A 15136-nucleotide genomic window follows, 5' to 3' on the forward strand; every position below is an offset into this window, starting at 1 on the left:
TCACATTATGGTAACCTGTAACAACATAAAATTAAGAATCTTTTTCTTAGCGGGGATTGCATCCTGTATTCTCTCTCCCTTCGACGTAAACGCGCAACAGAAAGTATCCGATGTTCGTGTGGTTGTACGTGACATAAGGCAAGAAAAAGACAGCGTGCGTGCCATACTTGACATCGAAACCATCGGAATATCCGTAACTCCGAGAGAGCAGTTGTATTTCTTCCCGGTCATTCGTTCCGGAGAGAATGAAAAGAAGTTGCTCCCCGTTGTTATCCGTGGTAAAACCCAGCAGGCAGTCGTAAACAGGGTGGAGAAGCTTTCAGGAGAAGTTGAACCTGTTTATGTCTGTTTCAGTACAGGGCGGCGTAAAGAGATCCATGAGAAAATAACATATAACAGTACAGTTCCTCTGGAAGGATGGATGAAAGATGCAAATGTGGTGATGGTGCAGGAACGACGGAACTGTCGGGGTGAATATCATCGTATCTCTACGGAAATAATAGCAGACAGTATCCGGTTCATGGAAAAGCCGGAACGAGGTTTGGTTTATGTGCTTCCGGTCAGGATTCCCGTTCCTCCTCGTGAAGAGATAAAGACCCGGACTGAGACAGGTGAAGCCCTGATAATCTATCGGGTCGGGAATGCCGAGATCGATCCCGGCATGGGAAATAACCGGAATGAACTGGATAAGATACGACGCAGTCTGGAAGATATAAAGAATGTACAGGGTGTCGATATAAATACGATAAAGATATCGGCTTATGCATCTCCTGAGGGAACATGGCAGAACAACTTACGTCTTTCCGAACGTCGTGCCGCCTCTCTCACCGGATGGCTTCGCCGGAATTATGATCTGGAAGGAATCACTCTTTCTTCACAAGGATATGGCGAAGACTGGAAAGGGTTGGGGAAACTGGTTGAGGAAGACCTGGTCATGACAACTACGGAAAAAGAATATGCTCTCGGTATCATCGGTAAAGAAGAAATGAATGACAGGCGTGAACAGGTTCTGATGCAGTATGACGGAGGAAAGAGCTATCGTTATATGCTGACCCGTCTTTTTCCTTTGCTTCGCCGTTGTGCTTACCGGATCGGTTTTACCGTACCGGAATATTCCGTCGAGACGATAAAAGAGGTTTACCAAACCCATCCGAATATGCTTTCATTGTATGAATTCTATTTGCTGGCGAATCAGTATGAACCGGAAAGCCCGCAGTTCAGCGACGTGATTAAAAAAGCGGCTGTGATGTATCCTGAGGAAAAGATCAACCGTCTCTCTATGGCTGTATTTAGTTATTTATCTGGTGATATGAAAGCAGGATTAGAATATCTCACCGGGCTGGAAGACGATCCGGATGCCTGGTTATACCTGTCCGCCTTCCATGCCCGTAACGGTGAATTGGATAAAGCGGAACAATATGCCCGGCGGGCAGCAGAGTCCGGAAATACCGATGCACAAGAGCATCTGGCTTTGATTGAAAAATATAAAGTTAAAGAAAAACAGTATCAGGATAAACTGAAAGAATATATCAATATGAACACTAAAAAAACAATAAAATGAAACTCAGATTTATGTTTATGTCAGCCTTGGCGATAGTCTTGCTGACCAATTGTAATGACGACGATGGTTACAAAAATACCGAAGTCTCGAATGCGGATGTCGCTTATCTATCGATCAAGATCGAGACACATCCGACGACACGTGCTTCCGGTGAAAACCCTGGTGCCGATGAAAGTGATATCAAAAAACTTTACCTGGTCACATTTGACAATGCCGGAAAAGTGCTGGGCATCCCGTCAACGAGTGGTTATTTCATCGAAATAGCCCCGGCATCATCTACTCTGGAGGCTGTTAAGGTATCTGCTGATGCCACGAAGCTTTTGGTTGTTGCCAATCCGGGAACTCAATTGGCTGGTGTGATCAGCGGTATGGGGGTAACCTCTACTTTCAATTCGATAAATGCGGCAATTGCCGGAGTGGCAGAAGACGAGGTGACAGATAATGTAAAAGATATCAAAAAAGGATTTGCTATGATCAATAGCGGTAATGATGAGGGATTGCCTGCAGGTTCGAAAATAACCGACCTGCTTATCGATATCACTGGTAAGATGATCAAACCGAAAGATGGGGAAAAAGATGAAGACACCAAACTGAGAGCCGAGCTCTCGGACAACCGGTTCGATGTCAGGATTGAACGCCTGACCTCTAAGGTTGAACTGTGGCTGAAAGATAAGATTAAAACATTTCCCGAAGGCGCGAAATTCGATTTTGAAAGCTGGACACTCGATGTAGTGAACACGACTTTCTTTCCTTGCGCAGATAAGACTATACTGGAGGTGGCACATTCTGGCAGTACTCCGTTTTATGAAAGTAACTTTTACACCCACGACCCGAACTTCGAAGGTGTGGTGGGAGACGGTCTTGCGTTTGCCAGCATCGATCCGGACACGTATGCTCCGGTCTTGCTCGATCCTTATGATTGGATGGAACCTTCAAAATCAGATGAACCGGCTATTGCCTATTGTCTGGAAAATACAATGGCAGCAGCCGAACAAAAGTTCGGTAATGCAAGCCGTATCGTGATAAAAGGAACCTATTACCCTAAAGAGCATACTACTAAAACCGGTGACTGGTTCAATTTCGCAGGTAAAGACTATCATAATCTGAAGGATTTGCAGGATGCTTATGATAAAGCTGAAGATGATTCGAACCTGAAAAAAGTTTGCGATAATATGTATGGAAAGATAAGCGATTTCAAAAAGGGAGTAGATGTCGGTTCCGACTTTATGGATCTTACGGAAAATATGCTGAAAGATGTACCTAACGGCGGCGAGTTGATCAAGAATAAGAAAGAAGAGGTTGTCCGCTGGTACCAGAACGGTCTGAATTACTATTACTATGAAATCCGGCATGATAATAAGACGGAGAAGGAAATGGATTTCGGCAAATACGGTGTTGTCCGTAACAACTGGTATCAACTGACGCTTGGTTCCGTGAATGGTGCCGGAACTCCGTGGTATCCTGACCCTAACAATCCGGGGCCCGGCGATCCTGATCCGGAAGATCCGATCGACCAGTCTGCCGGTTATCTGGGTATAACGGTGAAGACTGCCCCATGGGTTATCTGGGAAAATGAAATAGGCATTTAATGCGGTTTGCAGAAGCGAATGATTTCCCAGGTAGGAAACGCCAGTTCCCTCGGCAGGAAATTGCAGTTTCCCTAGGAGGAAACGCTAGTTCCCCGCGCAGGAAACTCAAGTTTCCTTATTAAAAAAATTTAGGAAACTGCAATCGCTTCTGTTTTAGGATACTATGGTGTTTGGTGAAAAATGGAAATAAGATAGAGAACGATAGAGGCAGGAATATGAATACGAAAGGAACATATCGGTATTTGGTCAGGTCGGTTTTAACAGCTTTGATGCCGTTATTCCTGCTATCTTGTGAGAAGATCAAAGACAATATGGATGATTGCGGTATATATCTCGAATTCATTTATGAGTATAATATGGAGTATGCCGACTCTTTCGAGCCACAGGTCGGTTCGGTCGATATATTTGTCTTCGATGCTGAAGGACGGTATCTGTTTACGAAGCAGTCTCTCCGTGAGGAACTTATCGGACGTAAAAGAATGTTCCTCGGGAATGACCTCGCCTTCGGTAACTATAAGATACTGACTGTCGGAGGACTGTCGGACAGTTTCCGGCTCTCTGATGGCAGCGGTAATACACTGATCCCCGGGCAAACGCAGCTGGAAGATATACGACTATCGCTGGTACGCGGATCGGAGATCGTTTCCCATGAATTTCCTCCTGTATGGATAGGCGTAACACAGGACATTCGTTATCAGGCGGATCTGTCGATATATCAGATACCTCTGGTCAAGGAAACCAATCATTTTGATCTGGTACTGGCGAGGGTGGAAGAAAGTCCGAGAGCTGCAGCCGATACGGAAAATGTACCTTATACTTTCGAGATCGTGACTCCCGAAGGTGCTGTATATGGACATGATAATAGGCCGAAAAGGAAGGAGACGGTAACATTCCGCCCTTATCTTCTGACGGCAGGCGGTGGAGCGGACGAGTTATCCGAAGCCCATATCAACTCCAACCGGTTGCTTTATATGAAGGATTATGATTACCGGCTTATTGTGCGTAGCACGTCGACCGGAAAAGTCTTATGGGATTACGATCTGATGTATCTGCTGGAACATACGAAACCGGCTTCGCGTCCTGACGGTAGCCTGCTACCCATGCAGGAATATCTTGACCGTCAGAGCGAATGGCATATCGTGGTGCTGTATAAGGAAGAGCCCGGAGGCGATCCCGGCGGATTCATTGCGGTTAAAGTGATTGTGAACGACTGGATAATATGGATCAATGATATTGGTGTCTGACTTTTTGGATAAAGAAAGAATGAAAAAGATATTGAATCTGATAAGTATATCTATGGCGACCATTTTTCTGAATGCTTGCTCTGTGGAGCAGTCGGTGGATGGTGGCGACGGATTGCGGGGACTGATGGCCGTGGAAGTTCTTACGGACGGAGCCCTGGCAGACGATCATATCCATACTGCCCGCTTTATCGTGTTCGATGATGCGTCAGTCTTTCCTTCCGTCGATATCAATAAAATGATGACACTGGAGAATGACGACCGGGATGCTAAAGAGTTCAGGACTACTTTGAAGGTGCATTGCAATCCGGATAAGATGCTGGTCGTGATATTGAATGAACCGGCTACATTGACCGGCTTTCTGGAAACAGTGACTGCTCCCGGAGATTTGGAGACGGTGACATATCTTATGGCTGAAATATTCAATGAAAATCATACGGCAACCCTTACGAAGGGTATTCCCATGACTGCTGCTTCCTATAATATATCCGTTACGGAGGAAAATGACACCGAGAGTAAAGCCGCCAGGGTGGAAATGGAAGTTAAACGTGCCGTGGCGCGGGTCGAACTCTGGCTTAGAACGGAATTGCCGTTTCAGTCGGAGGTTGGCCGATCGACTGCCGTAAACCTTCTGAAGTCGCATGACGAAGGCTGTCTGATGGCTCCTGATGTGACAAGGAATTTCGGATATATGCAGACGGTCGATGCTCCCGATAAAGAGGTGTCCTGGAGTTATACAGACTCCGATCCGTTGAAACTGGCCGATACATTGCAATTTGTCTGTGCTTTTTATACACCGGAAAGAACCTGTTCGGCTCCGGGCGATGCTGATAAACTGATCCTGGATATCCGGGGAATCGGGACCTCCGACGGAATGAGGAATGCCGTATCGACCTTGTCATCTTTCTCTACCGGAGGCGGTCCACCCCAATATATCACCGAGATCAGGCGTAATAATGTCTATAGGATATCAGGAGTTGTCAGGAAGCAGATAGTAGAGTTTGAACAGAAAGTAGTTCCGTGGACGGAAGTCGGACAGGGAGTAATCATCGACCCTCAGTATTTTCTGACCGTGACCCGTGATAATCTCTACTTGCCGGATGATGGTAATAAAACCAGTATTACGGCAACTACCAATTACGACCGAATCGATGACGACAGAGGTTTCCCTCCGGGAATATGCCTGGGAGAAACCAAATATTACGACAAAACGGGACAACCGGAGGAAGATACTCAAAGTAGCTTATACGGCTGGTTGTCCGTTACCCTTGGCGGAGTGGCGGGAGAACTTGTGCAGGAAATAGAATTTTCCGTATCCGGAACGCTGAATGAAAATGAAAAAGGTTGCTACGCGACGGCAGAGGTCAAAGCCGGCAACCTGATCAAGCTGATCAAGGTGAAACGTTGAACGGCATACCGATAATACACGATGTAATATGGAACGATATAGTAAATGGCTGACATTAATGAGTGCAACTCTCTTTTTCCTCTTGCTCCATGCAACAGCTTGCGTGGATGAGCAGGAGATCGGAGAAGTATATGGAGGATTGGTCTTTATGGAAATGACCGTTCCCGGATTGGAGATACCGACCGTAACGCGTTCCATGGAAGGGAATAAGGGCGAAGCCGTGGTGAAGACAATCGATTTACTGATCTTCGACAAGTCGGCGCCTGCCAGATTGATCCAACATATTGAAGTGAAAAATTTCTCTCAGAATGAGTCGGGGGATGACTACAAGATCGAGTTTAAACTGGATCTGTTGAAAGATGAAAATGCCGGTTCCGTTGTACTCGTTGCCAATGCAGCCAGGGAAGTGAAAGCGGCGTTACCGGATAATCCGGTCGATACGGAAAAACAGGATTTTCTGGAGGAGCTGGTATTTAAAACATCTGCCGGTAAAGACGGCTCTTATAAATGGAATGTGTCGGAGCCGGGATACACTCCGATACCGATGTACGGGGAAACTTCCGTAAGTGGCATTACTCCGGGAATGAGTATTACCGGTGTTGAGCTGATCCGTATGTTGGCACGTATCGATGTGGAGAATAAGGTGGGCAGCGATGTTTTCAATCTACAGGAAATCTATCTGGTCAATTATCATACGGCAGGGTTTATCGCTCCGGCATGGAATGAATCGGACGGAGCTTTATTAAAAGAGTCGGATGAGAAATATCCCTATTCAAGAAACCTGGATCCCCGGATCCCGAGTGCAGCCGGTAAGCCGGACGCAACACAGGATGCAGCCATGAAATATACCTATATGCAGGAAGCCGGTTCTGCCGGACCGCTTCTGGCAGGCGAAATATATGCTTATGAAGAACCCAAAGCAGGCTCTGTAGCAGGCGTCTGTTTGATATTGAAAGGGATTTATCAGGGAACGGAATACTATTACCGTGTCAATTTTACTTCTGATAAGACAGATCCGGGAAGTGGTTCCGGCGTTAAGACCGGCGATGATGTCCCTTTATATCGTAATCATAAATATATCGTAACTGTTACGGCAGCTGAAGGGATCGGTTATACGACTTTCGATCAGGCTCTCAGATCCGCATCTGTCCTGTCTAACCTGAAAACCTCGATCCTGATCGTGGATATGACAGGGATAAAGAATATCGTTTACGACGGACAGTATTTTATGGGAACGGAAGGTAAGATGGTCGATATACCGTGGAGTGTCGATAAATTATTGAATCACCGGGTTAGCTCCGATTATTACGGTGACTGGAAAGCGGAAGTAATAGATTCTATGACTACCGGCTGGCTGAAGTTTGCGAATGGCTATGCAAGTGAAAAGGGAACGGACATAAATTCGGGTTTTAAGCTTGATCTGAAGGTAGTAGACTCTCCCTGGGATGGAAACGATTATGTAAGTGGAAAGATCGTATTTACTGCCGGACGTCTTCGGGATACGATGATCGTCCGGAGAGTAGCGATGGCCGATATGTTTGCCCGCAGTAATATTGTCCTCAGTTCCGGTAAGCTGACATTTGCCGTTACCGAAGAAGATAACAATACGATCCCGGCAAATTCGCAGGGCGTGTTCTGTAAATGGGGATCATTATTCATGTTCGCTCCGGCAGGTATCCCGTACGATCCGGTAAAGCATATTGTTTATTACCCGCCGGAAACTTCGGTAGGGAATTGGGGTGGCGGTCTTGCCGGATGGGATCAGGTTCCTTATGCTCACGATAACTTCGGTTTCGACACACCTCCTCTAGCCGAAAGTGAAAAGGATAGGGAGAAGATGGATACTTTTAGGGAATATGAGGATGAAGCAGGTTTTAATGCGAGTGAAGGTATTGGTGATATCTGTCGCTATATCTCATCCAAAGAGGGTTGGGGGGAAGGTAAATGGCGTTTGCCTACCTCTCACGAACTGGGTCTGCTTTATGATGAAACGCCGACAAAACCTCAGTTGCCAGCCGGTGGCGATTTTGTGAATGTAACAGCCGACTACAATTTACATGCCGATAACCACAGGGATGGAAAGTCCCTTCTGAACAGCGGACTGCAATTGGGGGCCAGGGCGTCAGGTTCTATAGTCCCGGACAGAGATAAAAAGACACCTCCTTCGGGAACGGTGTATCTTCCCGTGTCAGGACATCGTTATCCGAATGGAGATGGAGATGTTGTCCATATCGGGGCATACGGTTATTATTGGTCTTCAGCTCCATACGATGATTTTACCGTCAGCTATCCTTTACTCTATCGGAAAGGTTTGGAGTTTTATGATGCCGACCGTTCGTATGCTTTCCCTATCCGTTGTATCAGAGATTATTAACCATTGCAAATAATGTACAATGAAAAAGAATATTTACCTTATACTGATAATACTTCTGTCGATGATGTCTGCTTCCGGAACAGCTCAAACACGAATAGGAGGTTTCCCTTTTTTCCGTTCTTTTCTGGATGAAATAATGGAAGCGGTTGAAAAACCCGGACCTAATAATCCAACGGCAAAACCGGGAGTAGACAGGAGTAATAAAGCGGATCTTGTCAAAAACCTCGGTTTGCAGCTTACTACCCTTAAAAGTGAAGTAGGAGCATTCTATCTTCCTGGCCATCCTTTTACGACCAATGATGGTTTAAAGATTGAGTTTGAATATATGATGTACACGACTCCGGGTTCAACCGGAGGTATAACCGATGGTATTACTATGTTTCTGATGGATGCCGATAAAACAGGTGAACTGGAATATGGGGCGGAAGGAGCTGGTTTCGGTTATACCTACAGATGGACCAATAAAACATTGGAAGGGAATAATATAGAAGGACAACGGATCAAAGGGATTCTTGGTGGATATCTGGCGATTGCTTTGGATCAGAAGAATTTTAAAACGGTACGTATGGAAGGGCATGAACAGCGGAATGGCGTCTTTTATGATGATGATCCGCGTAAGACTCCCAGTACTAAGCCGGACAAGTATAATACATACAGCAATGTGACAATCCGGGGGGCAGCAGGGCCTGATTATAGGGAAGTCGTTTCCCGCCATCCTAGCGGTTCGTTAAGATATCAGTTGTATGAAGGTGATTGGGGATATCCTGTGTTGGCAACAAGGCATACGGGAGGAAGTCGTAGCTCTGAAGATTTGTGGAATCAGGCTGGGTTTATTCTGGCTACGGATACCGGAGGTTATCTGCAAGGTGGTTTCCAGGCAGGAAATATAATACCTCCTATATTACAGGGGTTTGACATAGCCGGAGGAGGTACATTTACCGATCCTGATGAACCGGAATACCGGAAAGCGATTATAAAACTGGAAACGAATCCCGATGCTTCTGTCGGTGGTTTTAAAATTACGGTTGCCATACAACACGGGAATGAGTCGACGACTGTGATCGAGAATTTTACTTTCCCCAAAAAACTTACCTATATTGAAAATGGTTTGCCGGGAGCTATCAATAATGATTTTCCACTTATAGCTACTGTCCCTCCGCGGATCACGTATGAGGTTGAGACGCCGGATCAATTAGTCATTGGTTTTATGGCTGCAACCGGTACGGAAACAAACTATACGAATGTTATTAAGAATCTTCGCATCACTCCTTTATTCGGAGCTAATACGGCGAACGATGATATAACGGGTCATCGACGCGGACCGGTGACTATAAGACCTTTGGATAATGATTTGGGATATATCGATAGCGGTAGCGGAGTGATAGGTGATAAGGAGTATCTGGATCCTTCCAGTTTCAGGTTCTGGACAGACGAATATACTTGTTTGGGAGACCGGAAATTTGAACATACCGTCAACGGTGAGGGCCGGTGGGTATATGATGAAACAACGGCGGAAGCATTGTTCTTCCCGGAAAAAGGTTATGTGGGCGAAGCTTCTATCATGTACGATATCAAAGGGAAGGAATCTCCTTATGATGGAGAAAAATTCCGTTCGTCCCTGGCAATTATATCGGTGACGTTAGCTAATGAATATCCTTGAGAAACATATTTTATATCTTTGTCTCTTCTCTTCAAAACCAGGACATAAGTGAGGATTTGTTTAAAAAAACCATCGAAAGATGGCAAATATTTACTTATTTTATCATTTTTCTGAATAAACCATTTCTTTTTATTTTAGTCAAACAGAACAATTGACAAAATGGGAAAAAGATTGATTTAGACAATGATGAAAAAAAAGGTAAGTTTTTTGCTGGCCGGTATGCTTATGTGCATGACACCGGCGATGAATGGAGCAACAATAGACGGAGGAATTAAAGGTACTGTAATGGATGGGGAACTGGGCGGACCGTTGGAGTTCGTAACTGTTCAGGTGAAGGCAAAAGGTTCGGATAAAATTCTGCAAGGTTCTGTTACCGGAAGTGATGGAAATTACAGCATTGGCGGATTGAAGAAAGGGGAGTATGTCGTTACCTTTTCTTATATCGGCTATGGGGAAGTCTCCAAAACTATTTCAATCGGTACCAATAGCCAGGTACTCAATTTGGGAGAACTGACACTGGAAGAAGATGCTAACCAGTTAAATGAAGTGGAGATTGTGGCCAAAAGGCCTCAGATGCGTTTTGAGATCGACCGGAAGGTGTTCGATGCGACGCAGGATATTGCTTCCGAAGGCGGTTCTGTCAGTGATCTTTTATCCAATATCCCTTCCGTGGAAGTTGATAATGAAGGATCTGTTTCATTGCGGGGAAATTCCAGCGTAACGATCTGGATCAATGGCAAAGCTTCAGGATTGACTTCAGATAACCAGGCGGATATTCTGGAAATGATGCCTGCCGGAGATATCAAACAGGTAGAAGTAATAACGAACCCTTCTGCCAAATACAGCCCCGAAGGAACGGCGGGTATTATCAATATTATTTTAAAAGATGACCGCAAACCAGGCTATTACGGAAGTGTAAAGGCGGGAGCCGATACGGATGGTGGTTATCAGGCAAGTGGCAATATCAATTATAGCAGTAGCAAGGTCGATGCTTATGCAAATCTGAACTACCGGAACCGTGAATTTAAAGGGGGCGGTATTACCAGCCGGGAGAATACGACAGATCACAGCTTCCTGGATCAGACGAACGATTCTAAGCGGCAGCATAATAACTGGTTTGGTCGCTTCGGTGCTACCTGGCATATGACTAAAAACGATGACTTGTCGCTTAATGTGACGGGTATGACCGGAGGAGGTGATAATAGTGAAACGATCCATTATATTTCTACCGACAGCCAAAGGAATACACTTTATACCAGCGACCGCACAACGAATGGCAACTCGGATATGAAGATGTATAACCTGGAATTGAATTATGTCCATAAGTTCTCGGACAAAAGTAATATCGACCTGACAGTCAGTAATAATCAATGGAAACGCGACGGAATGGACATTTTCCAACAATCGACTAAATATACTGATCCCTCCCTGTCTGCAGATCCTATCTATCAGACCCAGGAGAATGACATAAAAGATAAAACCTGGGAAGTACAGGCAGATTACAGCAATAAGATATCCGATATGTCACGTATCGAAGCCGGTTATAAAGGAACTTTCCAGCGTAATGCCAGTCCGGTAGATACCTATACCGGAACGACTGCCGGAAATATCCAGCAGGATCAGACATTATACAATCGTTTCTTGTATAATCAGGATGTACATGCCCTTTATATGACGTATGGTGGCAAGTGGGAGAATCTTAGCTATCAGGCTGGTCTGCGTGGAGAATACTGGCGTGTGGATACCCGTTCGCTGGATTTTGACCAGGAGTTTAACGGTAAACCTTCCGAGAGCTTTGAAAAGGATTATTTTAAACTGTTTCCAAGTGCTTTCATTTCTTATTCTTTACCTAAAAATAATGAATTACAAGTGAATTATACGCGTCGTTTGCGTCGTCCCTGGGGAGGACAGTTAAATTCGTTCCGGAATATCTCCGATGCTTCCAATATCTCTTTCGGTAATCCGGAACTGACACCGGAATATTCCCACTCTTTTGAATTGAATTATATCAAGTCATGGGAATCAGGACATACGTTGTCACTCTCCGGTTACTATCGTTCGACAGATGATGTAATTCAGCGTATCCGTTTCCTGAATACAGAAGATAATGTGATGTATACCACCAGTGAGAACGTAGCAAAATCGCAGGCAAGCGGTCTGGAGATCGTCGGTAAAGACAAATTGTTTAAGATACTCGATCTGACGACAACGGTCAATCTCTATTATTCCAAATTGGATGGTTTTACTTATCTTCCGGCAGGTGCATCGACACCGGTTACCGGAGAGACGGACGAGAGTTTTGCCTGGGATGTTCGTATGATCGCTAATTTGAGTTTGCCGTGGGGAGTGTCTTTGCAGGGGACAGGCAATTACAATTCCAAACGTCTGATGGCGCAAGGATATCGTAAACCGAATTACTCGGTTGATCTTGGCTTGCGCAAGTCGTTCCTGAACGATAAACTGACATTGAGTGTTAATGCCCGTGACCTTTTGGATTCCCGTAAATTCCGTACGATTACTTCCGGTGACGGTTTCTGGCAAGACTCTGAAAACTGGCGTGGCGGCAGACGTGTCGGCTTTACCCTGACTTACAATTTCGGTAATATGAACAAAAAGAAAGATAAGAGCAAGAGCAGGGATAGAAGCGACGATTCAGAAATGTTTGAGATGGAATAATTACAGTTCACCAATAGAAAGTGACCGTTTGTCAAAAAAAATAGCATCGGAATGTAGAGAGGAATAGCTTTGTACTGTATTTCTGAATCAGGGGTTTAAAATTAAAATAACTCAAATATGCAAAGCACATTCAAAAATTTACTTTACGTTCTGAAGCGTTATAAATTAGCAACGGTCACTAACCTTTTAGGACTTAGTTTTGCTTTTCTGTTATTCATCGTGATATGCATACATGTCAGTCATGAATATAGTTTTGATGCCTCCCTCACAAATCGGGAAAAGATATTTCAGTTGGAAAATATGCGTAATGACGGGATATGGGAGGCTAATTTTTCACGTCCTCAACTTGAACGTTTTATTGCAGCTTCTCCCTATATAGAAGCTGCTGCCGTTACAAATAATCTTGTTTATTCCTCTACACGTTTTGGAGTATCAGCCAGTAAAGGACCTGATGCCCTGAGCTATATGGAACAAGTGGAACGAATCACTCCGGAATATACAAAAGTTTTTGGTTTTGAGTTAGTAGCCGGAAGTTCGGACTGCTTGAAGCGTCCGGAGGGAATGATGGTCTCGGAAAGTATGGCAAGAAAACTTTTTGACAGAGAGAATCCGATCGGTAAACCGGTTTATTTCTCTGAATTTGCTGGGGCGGAAGGTTCAATCGTTTATGGGCTAAGTTTTGAACCTGCATATATAGTGGGTGGCGTTTTCCGTGATTTTCCTGAAAATACCCGTGTGAAAAATGCCTTGTATATTCCGATAATGGAAAAGGAAATGATGGAAGACTGGAATACCGGTCCATATTATTGTTATCTGTTGATGTCATCACCGGAATCAGCATCTGTTACCACTGAAAAGTATATGGCTGACAGCAGGGATTTTCTGAAGGATTTTGCGATTGACGATATTCGTCTCCGGCCTTTGTTCGATCTTTATTTTGGTCAGCAGGTTCGTGCAGATGCGGCTCCTGTCGGCAATAAGTTGCGAACGAATATGTTATTCTTTATTGCCATCCTGATTATCGGTATTGCGTTGGTCAATTATATAAACCTGTCGATAGCATTGGCTCCGATCCGCACCAAATCGATTACGATTCAGAAAGTGCTGGGCAGTTCGGATGCTACACTCCGGAAATATCTGGTTTTGGAATCTTTAGGAGTGTCTGTTCTTGCTTTCTTCTTTGCGCTGCTTTTTGTATTCCTTTTGAATAATGTTCAGTGGATTACTGGTATGTTGGGACATCCGTTAGATTTGTATTCCAATTGGAAGATTCTTGTATGGACATTCCTTCTTGTTGTAGGAAGTGGTATACTGGCTGGCATGTATCCGGCTTTTTATATAACCTCTTTCCCACCGGTTATGGCACTGAACAAGTCTTTTACCCTGAGTGACCGGGCAAAGATTACACGGAAGTTACTCATTGGATTCCAGTTTGTTATTTCGATTACGTTGGTTGTGGGTGCTTTGTTCGTTTTCCTGCAGAACAAATATATAGGAAATGTGGATCTGGGATTTAATAAGGAGAATGTGTTGGAAGTGAGGCTCAGTATGGGGGCGGCTTTGAAAAAAAGTGAATTATTCAAATCACGTCTTTTGGAGAGTCCTGATATCAGTAATGTTTCTTTTAGCGAGTTTAAATTTGTTTCGGATGAATCCCGGTCTTTTATCGGATATAATTACAGAGGTCAGCATTACTACATGAGTTGGCTGGGGGTATCGACAGATTTTCCGGAGTTAATGGATATCAAGATGATTGCCGGTAGGCATTTCCGTCCGTCGGATGAGGCTCCTGATAATACACAGGCGGTTTGTATCCTAAGTGAAACAGCTGCGAGGGAGATAGCATCGCGTTTTACAACCGAAGAACTGGGTGACATATCGGAAATGGTAGGAACGAGTATTATAGATAATGATGTTCCGGTACGGATTGTCGGTATTTTTGAAGATGTACATTATGAATCCCTGTATAAAGAGCTACGTCCGATGGGGCTTTGGACTTCGGCTAAAGATCATTATCGCCGTTCGGTACCGGAAAGATATTCCTATGTTAAGATTGCGGGAGGAAATCCCCGGCCGACAATTGAACATATCCGGAAAGTCACGGATGAACTGATTCCGGGCTATCCGGTCGATATTCATTTTTTTGATACAGCGTTGGATGAACTTTACAGTAAAAGCCAACGGCAAGGAACTCTGGTGACTATCCTTTGTTTTTTGGCTGTCTTTTTATCTTTGGTAGGAGTATTCGGATTGGTAATTTTTGAATTACAGGGACGGGAAAAGGAAATAGCCGTGCGGAAAGTACTGGGTTCAACAGTCCGGCAGATCCTTTGGATGCTGAACTCGTCTTTTCTCCGGATTGCATTTGTTTGTTTTGTTATTTCGATCCCGGTCGCTTATTATGGAGTGAATGTGTGGTTGCAAAGCTTTGCATATAAGACACCGATTTATTTATGGGTATTCTTGGTGGCTTTAGTAATCATTGTGGCGTTGACGGCGTTGACAGTTACTTTCCAAAGTTATCGGGCGGCAATGGCAAATCCTGCTTCTAAATTAGGGCATTGATCCGGAATACAGATGTATTATAGATAAAGTTCCAGTTTTATTTTTCCTGTAGTATTTACTCT

The 15136-nt window shown here is 44.5% G+C and carries 8 protein-coding genes; all 8 read left to right on the forward strand.

Going from position 1 to position 15136, the window contains the following annotated elements:
* The first annotated feature begins 7 nt into the window (after positions 1 to 7).
* Positions 8 to 1561 (forward strand): hypothetical protein, encoded by a 1554-nt coding sequence (locus tag DWW23_RS13285; RefSeq protein WP_122353775.1) that lies wholly within the window; start codon positions 8 to 10, stop codon positions 1559 to 1561.
* The gene (locus DWW23_RS13290) at positions 1558 to 3150 is read left to right on the forward strand and encodes an Mfa1 family fimbria major subunit (RefSeq protein WP_122353776.1); all 1593 of its coding nucleotides are present in this window, start codon (positions 1558 to 1560) and stop codon (positions 3148 to 3150) included. The genes DWW23_RS13285 and DWW23_RS13290 overlap by 4 nt, the downstream gene beginning before the upstream one ends.
* A 215-nt stretch (positions 3151 to 3365) precedes the next feature.
* Positions 3366 to 4394: a FimB/Mfa2 family fimbrial subunit gene (locus tag DWW23_RS13295; protein WP_122353777.1), complete on the forward strand. Its 1029-nt coding sequence runs from the start codon at positions 3366 to 3368 to the stop codon at positions 4392 to 4394.
* A gap of 19 nt (positions 4395 to 4413) precedes the next feature.
* Entirely contained in the window at positions 4414 to 5799 is a 1386-nt protein-coding gene (locus tag DWW23_RS13300; protein ID WP_147382611.1) for a hypothetical protein, read from the forward strand.
* A 28-nt stretch (positions 5800 to 5827) separates the two neighbouring features.
* Positions 5828 to 8173: a hypothetical protein gene (locus DWW23_RS13305; RefSeq protein WP_147382612.1), complete on the forward strand. Its 2346-nt coding sequence runs from the start codon at positions 5828 to 5830 to the stop codon at positions 8171 to 8173.
* A 19-nt stretch (positions 8174 to 8192) separates the two neighbouring features.
* The gene (locus DWW23_RS13310) at positions 8193 to 9833 is read left to right on the forward strand and encodes a hypothetical protein (protein ID WP_122353780.1); all 1641 of its coding nucleotides are present in this window, start codon (positions 8193 to 8195) and stop codon (positions 9831 to 9833) included.
* Between the two features lie 183 nt (positions 9834 to 10016).
* Positions 10017 to 12509: a TonB-dependent receptor domain-containing protein gene (locus tag DWW23_RS13315; protein WP_122353781.1), complete on the forward strand. Its 2493-nt coding sequence runs from the start codon at positions 10017 to 10019 to the stop codon at positions 12507 to 12509.
* A 117-nt stretch (positions 12510 to 12626) separates the two neighbouring features.
* Positions 12627 to 15074, forward strand: a complete 2448-nt coding sequence (locus DWW23_RS13320) for an ABC transporter permease (protein WP_122353782.1) — start codon at positions 12627 to 12629, stop codon at positions 15072 to 15074.
* The last annotated feature ends 62 nt before the right edge of the window (positions 15075 to 15136 follow it).

Origin of the sequence: Parabacteroides sp. AF14-59, from assembly GCF_003479515.1 — a bacterium.
GTDB classification, from domain to species: Bacteria; Bacteroidota; Bacteroidia; order Bacteroidales; family Tannerellaceae; genus Parabacteroides; species Parabacteroides faecis.

What these genes read in the sequence shown, in the direction of transcription:
- DWW23_RS13285 (WP_122353775.1), top strand. Translation starts at nt 8, where the DNA reads ATGGTAACCTGTAACAACATAAAATTAAGAATCTTTTTCTTAGCGGGG.
- DWW23_RS13290 (WP_122353776.1), top strand. Translation starts at nt 1,558, where the DNA reads ATGAAACTCAGATTTATGTTTATGTCAGCCTTGGCGATAGTCTTGCTG.
- DWW23_RS13295 (WP_122353777.1), top strand. Translation starts at nt 3,366, where the DNA reads ATGAATACGAAAGGAACATATCGGTATTTGGTCAGGTCGGTTTTAACA.
- DWW23_RS13300 (WP_147382611.1), top strand. Translation starts at nt 4,414, where the DNA reads ATGAAAAAGATATTGAATCTGATAAGTATATCTATGGCGACCATTTTT.
- DWW23_RS13305 (WP_147382612.1), top strand. Translation starts at nt 5,828, where the DNA reads ATGGAACGATATAGTAAATGGCTGACATTAATGAGTGCAACTCTCTTT.
- DWW23_RS13310 (WP_122353780.1), top strand. Translation starts at nt 8,193, where the DNA reads ATGAAAAAGAATATTTACCTTATACTGATAATACTTCTGTCGATGATG.
- DWW23_RS13315 (WP_122353781.1), top strand. Translation starts at nt 10,017, where the DNA reads ATGATGAAAAAAAAGGTAAGTTTTTTGCTGGCCGGTATGCTTATGTGC.
- DWW23_RS13320 (WP_122353782.1), top strand. Translation starts at nt 12,627, where the DNA reads ATGCAAAGCACATTCAAAAATTTACTTTACGTTCTGAAGCGTTATAAA.